Annotated in this window: 15 protein-coding genes; 5 read left to right on the top strand and 10 right to left on the bottom strand. The window is 38.7% G+C overall.

The features are described from left to right. The first annotated feature begins 261 nt into the window (after positions 1-261). The 3 genes from AC2JBO_RS33020 to AC2JBO_RS33010 are packed head-to-tail and all read left to right on the top strand — an operon-like array spanning position 262 to position 2,547. On the top strand, positions 262-453 hold the full coding sequence (locus AC2JBO_RS33020) for a hypothetical protein (protein ID WP_496957864.1): 192 nt from the start codon (positions 262-264) through the stop codon (positions 451-453). A 7-nt stretch (positions 454-460) separates the two neighbouring features. Next, the gene (locus AC2JBO_RS33015; protein ID WP_496957863.1) at positions 461-1,930 is read left to right on the top strand and encodes a GTP-binding protein; all 1,470 of its coding nucleotides are present in this window, start codon (positions 461-463) and stop codon (positions 1,928-1,930) included. A gap of 8 nt (positions 1,931-1,938) precedes the next feature. Continuing rightward, positions 1,939-2,547, top strand: a complete 609-nt coding sequence (locus AC2JBO_RS33010) for a hypothetical protein (RefSeq protein ID WP_496957862.1) — start codon at positions 1,939-1,941, stop codon at positions 2,545-2,547. Positions 2,548-2,613: 66 nt separating this feature from the next. Here the strand turns inward: AC2JBO_RS33010 and AC2JBO_RS33005 are convergent, their stop codons facing one another. From AC2JBO_RS33005 to AC2JBO_RS32985, 5 genes are all read right to left on the bottom strand, one after another. Beyond that, complete coding sequence (locus AC2JBO_RS33005) at positions 2,614-4,245, bottom strand: mechanosensitive ion channel (protein WP_496957861.1); 1,632 nt, start codon at positions 4,243-4,245, stop codon at positions 2,614-2,616. 422 nt (positions 4,246-4,667) lie between these two features. Further along, a complete protein-coding gene (locus AC2JBO_RS33000) occupies positions 4,668-5,033 on the bottom strand; it encodes a DUF2237 family protein (RefSeq protein ID WP_496957860.1) in 366 nt (121 codons plus the stop codon). Positions 5,034-5,093: 60 nt separating this feature from the next. Next, complete coding sequence (cobW, locus tag AC2JBO_RS32995) at positions 5,094-6,164, bottom strand: cobalamin biosynthesis protein CobW (protein ID WP_496957859.1); 1,071 nt, start codon at positions 6,162-6,164, stop codon at positions 5,094-5,096. A gap of 99 nt (positions 6,165-6,263) precedes the next feature. Continuing rightward, positions 6,264-6,530: a Txe/YoeB family addiction module toxin gene (locus AC2JBO_RS32990; protein WP_496957858.1), complete on the bottom strand. Its 267-nt coding sequence runs from the start codon at positions 6,528-6,530 to the stop codon at positions 6,264-6,266. Beyond that, the gene (locus tag AC2JBO_RS32985; protein WP_496957857.1) at positions 6,527-6,751 is read right to left on the bottom strand and encodes a hypothetical protein; all 225 of its coding nucleotides are present in this window, start codon (positions 6,749-6,751) and stop codon (positions 6,527-6,529) included. The genes AC2JBO_RS32990 and AC2JBO_RS32985 overlap by 4 nt, the downstream gene beginning before the upstream one ends. A 181-nt stretch (positions 6,752-6,932) precedes the next feature. Here AC2JBO_RS32985 and AC2JBO_RS32980 point away from each other — a divergent pair, with 181 nt between their 5' ends. Further along, positions 6,933-7,403 carry an MFS transporter gene (locus tag AC2JBO_RS32980; protein WP_496957856.1) on the top strand — a complete coding sequence of 157 codons (471 nt, stop codon included), beginning with the start codon at positions 6,933-6,935 and terminating at the stop codon, positions 7,401-7,403. A gap of 349 nt (positions 7,404-7,752) precedes the next feature. Here the strand turns inward: AC2JBO_RS32980 and AC2JBO_RS32975 are convergent, their stop codons facing one another. The 4 genes from AC2JBO_RS32975 to AC2JBO_RS32960 all read right to left on the bottom strand — a co-directional run bounded on the left by AC2JBO_RS32975 (position 7,753) and on the right by AC2JBO_RS32960 (position 13,399). Continuing rightward, positions 7,753-9,027 (bottom strand): serine hydrolase, encoded by a 1,275-nt coding sequence (locus tag AC2JBO_RS32975; RefSeq protein WP_496957865.1) that lies wholly within the window; start codon positions 9,025-9,027, stop codon positions 7,753-7,755. A 258-nt stretch (positions 9,028-9,285) separates the two neighbouring features. Next, complete coding sequence (locus tag AC2JBO_RS32970; protein WP_496957855.1) at positions 9,286-9,663, bottom strand: tetratricopeptide repeat protein; 378 nt, start codon at positions 9,661-9,663, stop codon at positions 9,286-9,288. Positions 9,664-10,002: 339 nt separating this feature from the next. Next, complete coding sequence (locus AC2JBO_RS32965; RefSeq protein WP_496957854.1) at positions 10,003-11,103, bottom strand: glycosyltransferase family 4 protein; 1,101 nt, start codon at positions 11,101-11,103, stop codon at positions 10,003-10,005. 1,285 nt (positions 11,104-12,388) lie between these two features. Then, a complete protein-coding gene (locus AC2JBO_RS32960; protein ID WP_496957853.1) occupies positions 12,389-13,399 on the bottom strand; it encodes a hypothetical protein in 1,011 nt (336 codons plus the stop codon). Positions 13,400-13,625: 226 nt separating this feature from the next. Between AC2JBO_RS32960 and AC2JBO_RS32955 the strand changes: the two genes are divergently transcribed. Then, positions 13,626-13,922 (top strand): hypothetical protein, encoded by a 297-nt coding sequence (locus AC2JBO_RS32955; protein ID WP_496957852.1) that lies wholly within the window; start codon positions 13,626-13,628, stop codon positions 13,920-13,922. Between the two features lie 175 nt (positions 13,923-14,097). Here the strand turns inward: AC2JBO_RS32955 and AC2JBO_RS32950 are convergent. Next, on the bottom strand, positions 14,098-17,229 hold a 3,132-nt coding region (locus tag AC2JBO_RS32950; RefSeq protein WP_496957851.1), incomplete at its 5' end, for a C2 family cysteine protease.

Raw genomic sequence — 17,229 nt, 5'->3', positions numbered from 1 at the left:
TGTGTCAATAGTTTTGGGGTGTAAGAGGATTAACCACAAAGACACAAAGAACACAAAGATAAGAGTTAAGAGAATGATATCTTGGCGCCTACACCCCCAGAATTAAGGGTATAGGCGCCTCACTTTAACTTTCTTAACTCTTGTCTCTGTTTTTCTGTGTCTCTGTGGTAACAAAAAATATATGTATATATGTCACTGCACAGGCGGGACACCTATGCTGCAACATCTGAAAATTAATGACACAGACTACTATCCCGGTGCGTGACGCTACTAGATTTTGCGCTTCGTTTCAAAATTATTGGTGGCGTCACACACCCTACATGTCAGACACACCATCGTTGTGAATATTCGACGGTAAACCAGAACTTGTTAGGCGCCCAGTTAAGCGCAAAAATCATTACGATTGAAGATAATGCTTATATTAAAGTCAAAAATCTAAGAGCAAAAATATAAAATCGTTATGACTTCGACTTTTCCGCCGGATTCAAACCAAACAGAAACAACTTCCCAAGTGTGGGAAGAGGAGATGGACAAAGCTATTTTTAGCTTTGATGAGATACAAACTGAGCTTAATTATCGACAAGCTCAAACAGCACTGCGTAACATAGTCACAAAACTTGACTTAACGCCAACTGAAAAGCAAGGTTTGGAAAGCGAAATTAATGATTTAGAAAATATGCTGTCAAAGCTTGACCGCATGGTGGTACAAATAGCAGCGTTTGGAATGGTTGGACGTGGTAAGTCATCTTTATTAAATGCGTTGGTTGGTCAAAATGTTTTTGAGACAGGGCCTTTACATGGTGTAACTCGTTCGGCTCAAAGTGTAAATTGGACTATAACAGAAGAAACTTTTGGCACTTCGGAGCGCGCGTTGCGAGTGCGGTTACAAAGTGGTAGGCAGTCGCAGGTAGAATTGATTGATACACCTGGATTAGATGAAGTTGATGGAGAAACGCGCGCGGTCTTAGCTGAGAATATCGCGAAGCAAGCCGATTTAATTTTGTTTTTGATATCGGGTGACATGACGAAGGTGGAGCATGAAGCACTTTCGCAGTTGCGTGATGCAGGCAAGCCAATATTATTAGTGTTTAATAAGATTGACCAATATCCTCAAGCTGACCGCATGGCAATTTATGAAAAAATTCGCTCAGAAAGGGTAAAGGAATTAGTGTCTCCTGACGAAATAGTCATGTCAGCAGCTTCACCTGTAGTACGTGCATTAATACAAAATCCAGATGGTACAAGACGAGTACAATTACGAACAGGAACGGCACAGGTAGAAGATTTAAAGTTAAAGATATTAGAAATATTGCACCGCGAGGGTAAAGCACTAGTAGCTTTAAACTCAATGATTTATGCTGATGTGGTCAATGAACAGTTAATACAGCGCAAACTAGCAATACGCGAAACTGCTGCTAACACCTTGATATGGCGTGCCACAATGACAAAAGCCGTGGCAATTGCCCTTAATCCTATCACTGTAGTAGATATATTAAGCGGCGCCATTATAGACATAGTTTTAATAATCGGCTTGTCTAAACTATATGGTATTCCCATGAACGAAGCAGGCGCCGTCAAGTTGCTACAAAAAATTGCTCTAAGTATGGGTGGCATTTCTGCAAGTGAGTTACTCGCAAATTTTGGTTTAAGTTCTTTAAAAACATTACTAGGAATATCAGCACCCGCTACAGGAGGTTTATCTTTAGGTGCCTATGCGACTGTGGCAATTACGCAGGCAGGTGTAGCAGGATTTTCTACGTATGCCATAGGACACGTTACCAAAACTTACTTAGCAAACGGCGCTACATGGGGAACAGATGGACCTAAATTTGTAATTAGCAAGATATTAGAAAATCTAGACGAAGAATCTATATTAAACCGCATTAAAGAAGAACTACAAACTAAAATTAAACTCAAACGAAAAAGGTAAGTATAAATATGCCTTATAGTTCTTTTTCATTACAAGATGTCGTCGAACAATTTAGTTTAACCCTAGAAGAAAGGGTAGAAATTTTCACCAATGTCGAACCAATAAAGCCAAGTGACTTTTTGATGACGACGTTGGATGAAAACGTACCGTTTGCCACAGCTATTAACAGTGAGAAAGCGTGCGGTGAGTTAATCATATTTCCAGTACTATTAGAATTGAAACGCAAAAAGGATTATAGTATATCCTTATTTTCTGGAAAAGAGTTTAATGTTGATATTGCAAAGGGTTTAAATAGTTCACCTGATTTTTTGATTAGCACTAGCCCTGAACAGTATTATATTAAGGCGCCTGTGATGGTGTTGGTAGAAGCTAAAAATCAAGATATCAATAGCGGTTTAGGACAATGCGCTTCAGAAATGATAGCAGCGCAACTTTTTAATCAAAAAAATAATCAACTGCTTGAAACTATTTATGGATGTATTACCACTGGAATTTTATGGAAATTTTTGAAATTAGAACAACAAAAATTATATATTGATATTTATGAAATTCCACTTCGACCAATTGATTATTTATTAGGAATATTTATGCAAATTTTAAATAATCATAAACACTAAAAAACCCGACTTATTCCAAAAGTCGGGTTTTTGAAGGTAAAATCTGAACTCTAACGAACGATATTTTTAATTCTTACTCTTATATGAGTCGAGCCATTCTTGAACTTGAGAACGTGCGATATCACGTCCACCTAAACCGAAGGCAAGCGATATAGCAACAGCAATTGCTCCTAAGAGTAATCCAAAAGCAAGGTTGACAATATCAGGGGCAACACCAATTTGTTGTAAAGCCATCGCTGATACTAGGGTAATAATAGAAATTCGTGCGACTTGTCCAAGAATTCGCGCTTGAGCATTACCAGTACTTGCAATAATACTGAACGCTAAATTCGCGAAAAACAAACCAATTGCAAAAATTACTAACCCAGCTAAAATCCTTCCTAGGATTATTAAAACTCCCGTGACTAATACCGTTAAAGCAGGAATATTGAGAACGTTTATTGCAGCGACGGTGGCGAATAACATTATACCCACCAGCACAATAATACCCGCAATTTCCGATGGAGTTTTGGAAGCTGGTCTTGGAACAGTACTACCTACGGATGTAACAGGACGATTCAGAGACGGCAGACCAATGATGCTGAATATATTGTTAAATCCAATACTTGTGAGAATACTTGTAACCAAATCAGCTACAAAGCGTCCAATAAAGTAAGCAACAATCAAAATTGTTGCAGCAGTGAAAATTAACGGTACTGCGTTTAGTACCTGTTGCAGCATTGCAATGGCTGGTACTGAGATTGCCTGAATTTGCAGCGCATTTAATGCAGCAATCGCTACAGGAATCAAAATTAACACGTAAACAACCGTGCCAACAATGGTTGAAAGTGACTGCGCTCCAGCTGCATTACTCAAACCAAAACGACTACCAATATGGTCTACACCTGTTGTTGATAGCAAGTTAGTGACAATACGCCGAACGATATTAGCAATAAACCAGCCGACTACTGCGATTAGTACTGCCGCGAGAATATTGGGCAGAACTGAGATAATTTGAGTAATTAGTGATTGTACTGGTACTAATGCCTGTTGTAGTCCCAAAGTATCGAGAATTGGAACCAAAAACATCAAGAAAATAAACCAATACAACGCATTACCTATCGTCTCAGAAAGCGATAGTCGGTTCAAGCTTGTTGGATCGTCACTTGGTGAGTTCAAACGTTCGTCAATGCGTACTGCATCAAGTCCGCGCACTGTAATTAGCTTAACTACTGTCGCTACTGCCCAAGCAATTCCTAGGAGTATTCCGGCGCCAACTAGCTTCGGTAGAAAATCTCCAATTTGGTTGAGGAAGCTATTTAGGGGTTGCGACGCTACACGCAACTCCAACGTGTCAAGAACAGCAACTACAGTAATTAGGAGAATGCTCCAAAATACTAAGCTGCCTACGAATGCTTCAATTTTGGGTACGTCTCTACCTGTAACGCTAGCAGCAATACGGTTATCTATCTTTGTGCGGTTAAGAACTCCTCGTACAATGGCAGCGGTGACAGCAGCTACTAGCCAGCCTACTAGCAGTATTAAAACAGCACCTAATAGTCGTGGTAAAAACAGTATGACCTGTTGCCCTACTCCCTGTAAGTAATCAACTGTTCGATCTGCTGCTAGACTAGGCGACGCTTGTGCTATATATTGCTGCGCGCTTATCCAAAAACCAAAGTCCATTACTTGGTTGACATGTTGCCAAGTTGCATTCATGGTTTTCTGATATTTAAAGTTGAGTGATATTGTGAAAAATGCATAAAACGCTATAGGTGCCGATTGCCATAAACAACTCAGCACCTGATAACTTCATGAATTTTTCACATGGTGAATTACCAGTAAAATATTACAGGTAATTGCTTACAAAAAATCTTTTTTACTTTTTTATTAATAAAATTTGAAGTTGAAATTACAAAAAAGTAAGGTTACTGGCAGTTTAACAGCCCTCACTTCCTATTTTCAATTTCGGAATTTACATTTAAGCACTAAATTTTCTCAGTATCGAGTGATGAAGTTTACCAAATAATTTCAGTATTCTCAAAATTTACTATCCACATGCGTATTTAGTTTTATATGTCTTCTATCTAAAGAATGAAATTTTGGTGGGCACTGCCCACCCCACACACTTTATTTATCTACTATTTGTCTGCTGCGTGTTCTTGTAACACTTCGAGCGGCACGTATTCTAGAGTCTTTTCATGCGTTGATTCTAAAATAATAACTGGCGCCACTCCTGCATTTAATGCTTCTTTCCAACGTGAAGCACACAAACACCAACAATCACCAGGTTTTAATCCGGGAAAGTTATAATGTGGTGCTGGTGTACTCAAATCATTCCCGCGCGATTTTGTGTAACTCAAAAATTCTTCTGTTACACGCGCGCAAACTACGTGTACACCAGTGTCACTCCCATCGGTATTACACATTCCGTCTCTTCTAAAACCTGTCATTGGTGAAGTGCAACAGATTTCTAGCTTTCCACCTAAAACGTTTTTTGCATCCATAAAATACTCCTAACTTGTGACGAATACGACTTACAGGCGGTGCGTTACGCCACTATATTGTTAGCTTCGTTTCGGAATTGTTGGTGGCGTAACGCACCCTACCACTCCTAACTTAATTTTAGATGCATCTAAATCGCGACCGATAAAAACTAGTTTGGTTTGTCTTTCCTCTTCATTTAACCAAGGACGGTCATAAAACTTATCAAATCTTGTCCCTACCCCTTGCATAACTAAACGCATTGCTTTGTTTGGAACTGATACAAAACCTTTTATACGATATATGTCTTGCTGTTGTACTAAGGATTGTAATTTAGTCTGTAATATTTCTGGGTCAAAGCTTTGGTTAAATATTATATGTGTTGAAGTAATCTCGTCGTCATGGTCGTGGTCTTCTTCGGTGTCGTGATGACTTGGGCGCCTATCTAAGTTATCTTCAACAGCAGCGTTCCATCCTAATAATACTTCCGGGTCAACAATGCCTAAGCTAGACTCAACAATTTTGACATCTCCTGGCAATTCTTGCTTGACAATTTTTTCAACCTGTGCCATGACTTCCTCATTTACTAAATCAGTTTTGTTCAAAATTACCAAGTCAGCACAAGCAAGTTGGTCTTCAAATAATTCTTGTAAAGGAGTTTCGTGTTCTAGGCTATCATCAGCTTGACGTTGTGCTTCTACTAATTCTGGATTACTGGCAAAAGTACCATTTGCTACCGCTTCACAATCTACCACGGTAATAACTGCATCAACTGTGGCGCCGGAGCGAATTTCTTGCCACCGAAATGCTTTAATTAACGGTTTTGGTAGCGCTAAACCAGAAGTCTCTATCAAAATACAATCAATTTGGTGGCGCCGTTTCAACAACTCCTGCATTGTCGGCAGAAATTCTTCTTGAACAGTACAACATAAACATCCGTTCGTTAGCTCATATATATTGCCGATACTTTCTTCGTCTTCTGGACACACTTGACAAGATTTGAGTAACTCACCATCAATACCCAATTCGCCAAACTCATTTACTAATACAGCAATACGGCGCCCTTGGTTGTTTTGTAACAGGTGACGAATTAAAGTAGTCTTACCACTACCTAAAAACCCAGTAATTACAGTAACAGGAATTTTTGCAGCCATTGATACTCCCTAACACCTCATCATACTGAGGTTTACGTAAATCGTACCTTAAAATTGTCCCCTAGAAATAAATATATTGCTAACAAGGCTACTCAAGTTTTAATCTTCATAGTAATATCGACACTCGGCAATCAAAATTTCAGTATCAGTGACGGTATAAATTAATCGGTGTTTATCATTGATTCTTCTAGACCAAAAGCCACTATATTCGTGTTTCAGAGGTTCTGGTTTACCTAAACCAGTGAATGGAGAGCGGTCAATATCTTTTATTAACTCAACAATCTTTTTGTAAAATTTTTTGTCTAACCTAGACCACCCGTTAAAATCTTCAAATGCGCTCGATTCAAATACTATTTTTCTGCTCATTCCAAGTCTTCTATATCAACTTCTACTAAATTAGACCGATTCCTAATATTTTCTACTGCCTTAGTTAATTTTTTTCTATTAGCTTCTGAAACCATCAAATAAGCAGTTTCATCAACCTCATACACTATAATCTCAATTTCTTTGTCCTGAAAAGTTGCCTTTAATGCTTCAATAAAGCTTTGGTCTAGTTCACTAGCATTTAAGCGATAAGTTGTATGCATAGTTTTCACGCACTTATACAATATAAATTTTTATTATAAACTACAATTCGTAATTACCTATGGTGTTCTAACAGTTTGTTATGACACGTATGTGATACGCGCAAGGCACCGTACTGATTGTATTAGAAGCAACCAATCATGTATCGTAATCGGTTATATCCCCTTTCTCCTTCTCTGTGTTATGCAGCGCGTAAATTCTACCCCTGTACGTTTTACTTTACTGCTAGTCAGCACTTTAACGGTAATGGCAGGCGCCACAATTGCTCCTTCCTTACCTGCAATGCGGCAGCACTTTGCTTCATATGAAAATATCGATTATTGGGTGAGGTTAGTTTTGACTCTACCTGCGCTGTTCATTGCTATCGGCGCCCCTTTTGTTGGTATTATTATCGATAAACTCGGACGCAAACCGTTACTCGCTTGTTCGTTGCTTGTATATGGTCTTGCTGGAAGTTCGGGACTTTGGTTAAGTACACTCAATGCCATATTAATAGGACGCGCGTTGCTCGGTATGAGTGTAGCTGGTATTATGGTGACAGCCACAGCGCTGATAGCTGACTATTATATAGGGCAAGCGCGCGGACAGGTGAGAAGGCACATCGAACTATATAGGAATGGGCACCATATTAAAAACCGTTACGTAACAAACTAACTGTGAATTATAAGGCTCGTGTTCTCAATGTTTTTACAATGATGCTTTGATAATGTTTTAGGTATAATGTGAAGCAGAGCATTAACTATCTGCTACTCAACTTTGAAAAAGAAGGTTTTTTATGAATAGCGAACAAAAAGCTTTAGAAGAAAGTGCAGTACAAATTACTGAATCAGTATCAGATTTAGAAGAACTATCAAGATGTGCTGGAAAGTAGATGAGTTAATGAACCAATACAAATGATATTGGAAGCACGAATAATTATTGCTCTCCTCCAATGAATTGGAAGGAGGAGAAGTCAAAATTTTGGATTTACACAACAATAGAAGAGTGCCAAAACTTTAGTATATTATTTTTGGGCTACTCTAGGTTGACTGAGATAACCGTATACAGTGCGGGAAACTTGAGAGATAAAGCTTGTACCTCTGGAGTCACCGAAGGGTCTTCTTACAAAGATACCTGCTAAATAGCGTTTACCGTTGGGCATTTGAATGATGCCGGCATCTCCAAGAATTACTCCTAGTGTGCCTGTTTTATGAGCAATTGTGGCGCCTTTTCCAAGTCCTGATGCTAACAAGCTTGTATTTTCGACACGACGCATAATATCTAAAGCTCTGGTACGACTGGAGCTACTTAATAATTGATTATTGGCAACTAGAGCAGATAGTCGAACTAAATCTTTGGGACTAGTGGTATTCGTTCCTTTAAAGTCACCAAGTAAATTCCGGATAACTGTATTTTGTAATCCCCAACTGCGGAAACGTGGGTTTAGTTTATTTTTACCGCCTAAACGGTCGATTATCATATTAGTTGCGGTATTATCGCTGATGGTAATCATTCTAGTCGCCGTTTCTAGCAAACTGAATTTTGTTCCCGGTGCCCGGTACTGCATTGTACCAGAACCACCTGTCATCAAATCACCTCGCATCGTCAATGTCTCATTGAGCTTGACTCGACCCGCATCTATTTCTTGGAATAAAGCTATTAATATAGGAAATTTAATCGTACTTGCTGCTGAAAAGGCTTTTTCGCCATTGTAATCTACATAGTTTCCGGTGTCTAAATCAATAAAAAACATTCCTGGGTCTAGCGAACTGTAACGCGACATCAATGACTTGATTTGCGAACTTAACTGAGTTATTTCACTACCTAAAGGTACAACTCCAGCGAACGGTGAAATACCTCCAATTTGCACGGGTGTCTTGACTTCACCCGACTGTGGATCACTGCTTGCAATGCGCTCTATTGAGGAGAAGTTGACAATCCAATGCGATGATGTATCACCTCGAACCAATACTTTATCTGGTTGTACTGTATATCCCGGCGCCAGTTCCACTACCAAACGAGTTGTATTCCCATCAAACTTACCAACACGAATTTCTTTAATTGCGGAACTATAAGTTTGACGAAGCGTATTTCCTTCCAAGTCTGTTCCCGGAAGGTCAATTACTAACCGGGTGGGATTATTGATTAAAAATGCTCTTGGTTGAACACCTGTTTCTGTTGTGATGTTGAGTTGGTTTTGCGCTTGATCAAAATACCAAGATTCTAAACGAGCAGCGTTAACTGGAGCGCAGAGCATTGCAACACTCGCACTTGCAAGTAAGAAATATCTTAACTTCATGCGGATAATTTCTATGTGTGTGTGAGATTTACTAGCATCAATTTTCTGTATTAACATCCCACATCCGGAATAAATTACATAATCATTGAGTAGCAATTATTTACCAAAAGACACCTGTACTCCCAAATAGTTCCGCTTTCTTTGGCAACGGATGATGAACGGACGTAACGGATAGAACGCACCATCACAATAATTTACAATATTGGCGCCTTATCATCGAGTGTGGACTTACAATATTTCGGCGCCCATAGCACGTGATTACAAAACTTTTCTATCGGCGTTTGCTTTGTCTGTTTCTCCCAAGTCATCCCAAATTCTTGCCCTTTGCTCATAGTGTTTGCGGATGGGGTTGATTTTAATTGCTTGACTATAATCGAATATCGCAAGCTGATAATAACCTAATTGTTTATACATGTCACCGCGATTGCTGTAGAGACTCGCATCGCTTGGGTCGATAATAATAGCTTTAGTATAATCAATAACCGCTTGTTCGTAGTTTCCCAAGGAAGTTTGCAGCACTGCTTGATTTTGATACTGAATTGCGTTATTCGCGTTGGAACGATTCTGAAAACCTATGGCTAGAGGGATTGCGGCACATAATAATACCCCTGCTAAAATGATCTGGGATTTTTTCATCTTCGGAACAGTATACATTTTTATACATATATTCCTCTGTATTTATAGTAAAACAGTATGATTTAGCAAGATTGCTGTGTAACATTTCTAAGATACTTCCAAGTGAAAATCTCTAAAATTTCATGAGCAAGATAATTCTCTTGTGGAGTGGGCGTCCCCACCCGCCCTACAATTAGATACTCATCCCACAACAAAAATGCTTGCTTACATTTTTCAACGTAAACAAGCATTGCAATCGTTCTGTGTAATTAATTTTGACGGCTGTGCAACGCCCGAATATAACGAGGAAGTTTAGGAGTCGTTAATCTGACTTAGATATTTGAATCCAAAATCTAAAATCTAAACTCGCTTATAGCTCAAGCCAGTTATGGACTCTAAGGATGCTCTAATAGCCTGCATGTACCATCTAGTTTCGGTACGCTCTTTGACGATTTTTTCGTAAATTGCTTCGTATCCGTCTACCATTTGGGTAACACTGAAGTTATTTTGCACGTATTCGCGACATTTAAGACGGTCGAGTTCCAATACTTGACCCACAACTTCTGCCATTTCGTCGTATGTGTCGCAAACCATACCACTTACACCATTAGCGACGACTTCAGGTACTGAACCCATGTTCATACCAATTACGGGCGTACCGCAAGCCATTGACTCAATCATAACTAGACCGAAAGGTTCTCGCCAAGTAATTGCAAACACTGTTGCTGCTGCATTACCTAACAGTTCGGATTTTTGAGCATGGTTTACTTCACCTAAAAACTCGATTTGTTTACCATCAATGAGAGGTTCAATTTCTCGCTCAAAGAATTTTTTGTCTACTATATCTACCTTCCCTGCCATTTTCAACTTCATTCCTGTCTTCTTGGCAATGGCAATTGCATGTTGTGGTCCTTTTTCAGGAGAGAAGCGTCCTAAAAATGCCAAGTAAGGTGGGTCGTGCGGCTTTTCTACAAACGGATATTCATCAACTACTATACCGTTATATACTGTTCCTGCATAATTTAAATCTGCTTGTCGCTGGGCATCGCTAATGCTGACATATGATTGTGTGCGGTACTCACCAAATACTTTCGCACTATCTTTCGTGAAGCTACCATGCAGTGTGTGAACTGTTGGTGTTGATACCATGCTTGCTAATGCTAGTGACCAAACTCCAACGTGTGAATGAATGATATCGAAGTCTGCCGCACGTTGATATACTTGACCTGGCGCCAATACTTCGTAAATAATTGGCTCTTTGATATCTGGGTTTAAACGTAAAGCACGAGAGCTAACTCCTTCCAACTTTGCCAAAGTCTGCGAGTCACCAGAGGCAAATAAAGTCACTTCATGTCCTCGACGAACAAGCTCGTCAGAAACGCGACTAACTACCAATTCAATTCCCCCATAGGTTGGAGGAGGAACTGATTCCCATAAAGGAGCAATTTGTGCGATTTTCATAAGTTTTGTTGGTTCAGCTTTTCAAAGCCCTACAAAAAGTACTTCAAACAGATGCTGGCAAAATGCAGATGAATATTCCACCTATCACCCTGGCACCGGAATGACACTAACCGTTGCGGTTGTCCTATGTGATTAATGCGAATAAGGCTCATCCCGAACCGTCTAAACCTCACCTCCTGTCATAAATATCTTGGTTCCCAGACATTTCATTCTCAATTATACTATGGTTCTCAATAATTTGCAGTCATCTATCTTGAGGACTATATAAGTTTTACAAATGACTCTAAAAATGCGAATAATTCATTAAATATTACCAAAATTGCTATGCTGATTACAGCAACTAAAGTTATTTTACCACCTGCAACCAATCTATGGTAATTATCAGAATTTTTATTGTCATGGCACCGTTTCTACACCATTAACGCTCTTCACAATAGCCCCTAAAATAAAAATACCCTTATGCCCAGCACTTTTTAGTGGTTGTAAAAATATATTAGGATCTAAGGTGGCTAAACATGTAGGTGTAAATCAAACTAACCCATATTCTATACCCGTGATATTGATGATTTTGTTACATTAATGAAAAATTGATCAGACTGTAAACGAGTCCAATAAAGAAAGTCACAATGGCAAACTAATAAAACAGTGAAAAGATTATCCATAGCCACTCTCCGCTGCTTCTACTTCGGAAATTATTCAGTGGGTAAAATTGATTTTTAATATCAGTAAATTTTCGTGCTAATTTTAAATCAACGCTATAAAAAATTACAGTATTTCGCGTGATAGAGATAATTAGTGAAATCAAGGAGCCAAAGAAAATTGACTGCTAACTAGTGCGTGCGTCTGCTTCTAGTTGTATTGCGATTACCGGAATCACGTTATGGTAAAGTCCAACTAACATAATCGGAATTATAGCAGTTAACGAGCGTCTAATGCATGAAAAACAAACTGTGATAAATAAACTCTGTTTCTCGCCAACAATAAGAATCTAATAAACGAAGCTATTACTACAGAAACCAAAGCGTTATTTAATTTATTAATTAACTTTGGGCGCCTAAAATACATAATTCCCCACCTTGAGCGATATATGCATATATCCTGACTCTGTGCCTCTGTGGTGATATATTTTTTACCACTCCAGACGCAGAGAACACAGAGGAAAGAGGTTATTTAAGGTTTGGAGCGTTTGATACTAAAGGTTCGTTTTTCCCATAACCATGCATTACTTTATCACGTTGAGGCGCCCCCTGAACGTTTACAAGTAGTTCGAGTTATAACGAAATAGCTATAAAGAAATATACTTGAGGTTTTTAATATCCCATGTATAGTCTTTCATATCACTAGGCCAAGGGACTTCATGAGTCTTCGCCAGTTTCAAGCTACCTTGATGAAGCTGATTATACAAAGCAGGAAAATCGCCAATTTGAATATTGTTTTTAATAAAGGTTTGGCGAAGAAGTTGGGTAGTATACATCATATTGTGAGCTTCAAAGCTGCCTTCAGGGAATATCCGCTCAAATATCAGAAATTTTATATCATCTCGCTTTTGTTTAATTGCTCTTTGGGGTGTAATTCCAAGTTTTTCGGGTACAACATCTCCTTCAATATAAACCATAATATAGCTTGGTCCCTTTGACCATTGTGGATAACCGTTTCCAAATGCAAAAACATTTATAAATTGCGAAGCGCGCTTTTCCCAGTTATCATGTAAAATCCGGCGCCGTTCAAAGTCGAATAAGCCAGCACGTGCATTAACGTATTTTCTTTTGGCAACCCTAATTCCTCTAGCAAGTAAAATCGTTCCGTGACTATCACCGGATAAATTAAGGATAATATTATTGGTTATGGCATAATTAATTAATATAGCAGTGTTGCCAATTACTGGACTGCCAGATAAATTAAAACGGTCTAACCCTGCATTTATCCAGTCAAGGTATCGGTTAACGAACCGAATAAGCGGATGCATTTTCAAATAAGATGAGTTGTTTAAGTTGGCAATACCTGTTACGAGCGTATGTGCATATCTACGACTTCGCTTTGAAGACTCACTTTCACGTTGCCCTAGTCCGGAAATAAATACACCATACAGTGAGCGCTTATCTTCATCCGGATAATAAGCAATTTTGTGTGTTATGACTTCAAACGGGTTCCCCGATGCAATTACATCATTAAAGTCAAAAATCTCCTCAGTACCTGGGTTTTGCAACTGTCCATCAAATTTTTTATCGGGAAATATAGCTTCAAGCGGCCAGCGCCACCATCTAGAGTCAACTTGCTGTGTTTTTTGTTGAGTCATAAGTTAATAGTTTTTAATTATACTAGTTTTATTTAAGTATAAACGTGTATATGCTTTGGTGTCAGAAAGCATGTAAGAAAAAAGTATAACGCTTTGGAGTGTTTCCGGAATTGGTTATTAAAGATTTGGTTACTTATATAACGGCAGCAAGCGAGTAATGTATCAGTTCTCAACTTGGCTCCTAGCTTATATATTAAACAACCACAAAAGCTTAAGGAAATTTATTATGTCAGATTCTACAAACCCTTTAACACCCCAAGAACCCTTAACACCTCAGTCAGAACCAACACCACAGTTGGCGCCTGCTACTCCTCCACGTGGCTTCAAAGCTGCTATTCTCAAGAACTGGAAGACTACTAGTATTGGCTTGGTGCTTTCTTTTACTGGTTTTGTTGCATTTTCACCTGAAACCTTTGGTGGTGCAGACAAACCTTTTGTACAGGTTTGCAGGTATGTGACTTCAGGTGGCTTGGCTGCGTTGGGTATTAGCTCGAAGGACTATAATGTTACGGGGGGAAGTTAATGCATCCTACCCCTAACTATTCTTTACATGCAAGGGGTTAGGGGATTTAAATTCTCGCTAGAATCTGGTGATAGAATGTGGTCTGAGAAAGTAGAGACTGTTGTTGATATAAAAAGCCCAGTTTCACGTAGGAAACCAGGCTTATTTGTTGTTAGGTTTAACGCTTTATGCTAAACTATGCGATTGCTGCATAGTTATTGTCCTTAAAGAAATCATCGAAAGCAATATCGATGAAACCATCATAAGGGTCTCCACTATTGACTTGATCTTTGTAAGCTGTGTCAAAACCCAAAGGATTGCGTATGACAATACGATTTTGGTTCTCTTTAGTGTATGCATCAGTTAAGGTATAAGCCTGTGAACCAATCAAAAATTTACTCTGTTGCATAGCCACCACTGTTATAAATTTTCCTTTACTTAAATCATCTTTAATTTTAGTAAAAGCGTCGCTAGCATTCATTTTATTTGCTGGTAAATACTCAGAGTCCCGTCCTGTAAGATTCTTTAACGTTTCTACAGGATTGAAAGTATTTCTGATTAAAGTGTAGCCACTTTTTGTACTACTACCTTGAATCTGCTCGATGAACTGAGCATAAGCACGATCGAAAAGCGGCACCCAAATTGCGTTCCCATCATCGGCATTGGCAAGCATGAAATTTCCGTCTCCATAACTTGTTCTGGCATTTGGTAGTAGATTACCTTTAGATGTTTGAATTGTAGGAATATTGCGGTCTACAGTAACGTAGTAGGGATTACTATTGTTATAGAACCGGAACGTCCAGCTTTCATAAGTCTTTCCATTATATGTTTCTGTTCCGTTCGCAATAATCATGTTATTGAGGAACTCGCTACCATTATTCTCTGACTTTTCTTTTTGCGGCATTGAGAATAATGAACCTAAAGCAGCTAGATGAACACTACCAGTCCCATTTGGTACTTGATTAATGTCTCGAATGCGAAACCCTGAAGGTAAGCGTCCATCTTTTGGGCTGCTGCCAGTCAAAGTACCTTTAATCGGTTTATAGACGAATCCAATTGGTAGTTCTATAGTCTTTCCGCGTACCGTTATTGGTACATTCATTTTACCCGTGGGTGGTTTAGTGCCAAAAAAGTTGGCGCCAACCAAAGATTCAAAGTCACTAGCACTCATGTTGTTAGTAATTCCAGATACAACCTGGTCTGTAAGAAAACGAACTGAGTCAGATAGCTTGAATTGAGTAGCATTGTTAACCAAAGTCTTTAAGTCTGCTTGCTCTGTATTTGTAATACCATTTGTCTGAGCCTGAGCAAAAAACGCTAGCATATCTGAGCGCGTTAAGCTAGTTTTGTTGCCTAAAATTGTCTGTAGCCCTGAATCCTGAAGCGTAATGCCACTTCCTTGGTTTTTGACAGGGGTAACTAGCAATTCATAAGCGCCCAAAACACCAGTTGCTGAATTATTCGATGGGGAACGATTAACTTTAATCTGATAAGTAGCCTCATTAGCTATTGTAAGTTCGAGTTCAGAGTCGGTTGTACTTGCGGTAGCGTTATCATTTACTAAAGTAGTACCTGGTGAAGGAACTACTTCCAGGTAAGTATCGAAGTTAGGCGATTCAAGGTTAACGCGAATTCTGCTTCCTGAAGTTAAACCAGTAGTATCTAACTGGTAAATATCAGGTTGACTGTTACTTGGGAGTAAGGTGCTATAAATGGGCGTATCTACTTTGACACTGGGACTTTGTTGACTAACAACTTTGCTAGTAAGGGTAAAATTACCTGTTTCAAACTTATGATAACTGCTTACACGAACAATATACTCAAGGCCAGCCTTACGAACGAAGGTAATTTCAGCATTTTCACTTGATGAATCTTTGTTTCCAAAGACATCATCATTTACAGCCAAAACTCTTCCAGTTCTGGCATTGACAACTTCTAAGAATGCATCAAACTGAGTTGATGCTAATTCAATTTTTACACTCGCGTTATCTGCGACGTTTGACAAATCAAGAGTATAATCTTTGCGGTAGCTGTCTTTGTCTGTAGGTTCTATAAAATCTGAATTTAATAATGATGCATTGATACTGCCATTCTGTGCAACCAGATTACCTGTAATTGTTGAAGAAGCTTTCGCGCTAATTTGATAGTTGCCTAAGTTATTTGCATTGATGCCGCTTGCTCTAACAAGATAATTAACGCCTGCTTCGACTTTGAAGCTAACTTTAGAACTTAACTTACCCTCACTTTCATTATCATTTTCAACAATGATTTCTTCTGTAGTTGCATCAATAATTTGTAAGTAGGAATCAAAATTTGTTCCTTCCATTGAAATCGTTACAATCTGTCCTGCTTCTATTCCACGAAGTATGTGGTCTTGTGCATAACTTCCAATGCGGGTTGGATTCGGACTACGCTTAGACAGTTGACCATTTATCTCTGTGCTGAACCTAGTTAAATTTACCTGTTCTCCAATGAAATTAATTGATTTAGACTCAGGGTATTCAGTCGCAACATCTTGTTTTTCAATTCCCTCAGTGATATAATACTCAAATAGTTGCTTAAAGCTTTGTTTTGCTGGGGCGCTATTATTGTTTTGATAGTAAGCTGCATTGTAAGAATAAGAAAAGACGCGCGCTTCATTAATGCCGTAAATACTAAAATGCTTATACAACTGGCTATAATTCAATTTATCTAGGTCTGCATTGCTTATCATGTAGGCATTAATATCAAACTCTTCAGAAGAACGGCGCCCTTCGTTAATACCGGCAATTATGAAGTGACCAAATAAAAACTGATTATATTCGCTTGTTGTCTCTGAGTTAGCGAATACAGCATCTGTGCTTGTTCCTTTACTAGCTGCATAAGCAGTTATTAAGTCTGGGTTGTTATTGCCGTAGTACTCTAAACTGAATGGATAAGAAAACTCACGACCTTCACTAATGCCATATATTTCTAAATGCTCTAGTAGTTGTTTACTAGAAAGTCTAGCTTCAACCAAGTCAATATTAAATGTTTGATATAAATTGAGATCGATTATTGGTGAGAAAGTACGTTTTTCATTGAGTCCATTTGTCTGTAAGTGTTTAAGTAGCTGCTTACTATTCAGCTTAGATAAATCAGAATTAGCTTCTTGATAGAATCCAAGGTTTACAAATGGAGAAAACTCACGTTGTTCATTAAGTCCGTTTGTCTGTAAGTGTTCAAGTAGCTGCTTTCTATTCAGCTTAGATAAATCAGAATTAGCTTTTTGATAGAATCCCAGGTCTACAAATGGAGAAAACTCACGTTGTTCATTAAGTCCGTTTGTCTGTAAGTGTTCAAGTAGCTG

This window comes from Calothrix sp. CBUCES-K 9914, assembly GCF_059640475.1.
The sequence above is the reverse complement of the archived record's forward strand: the minus strand, read 5'-3'. Positions and strand labels throughout refer to the sequence as shown.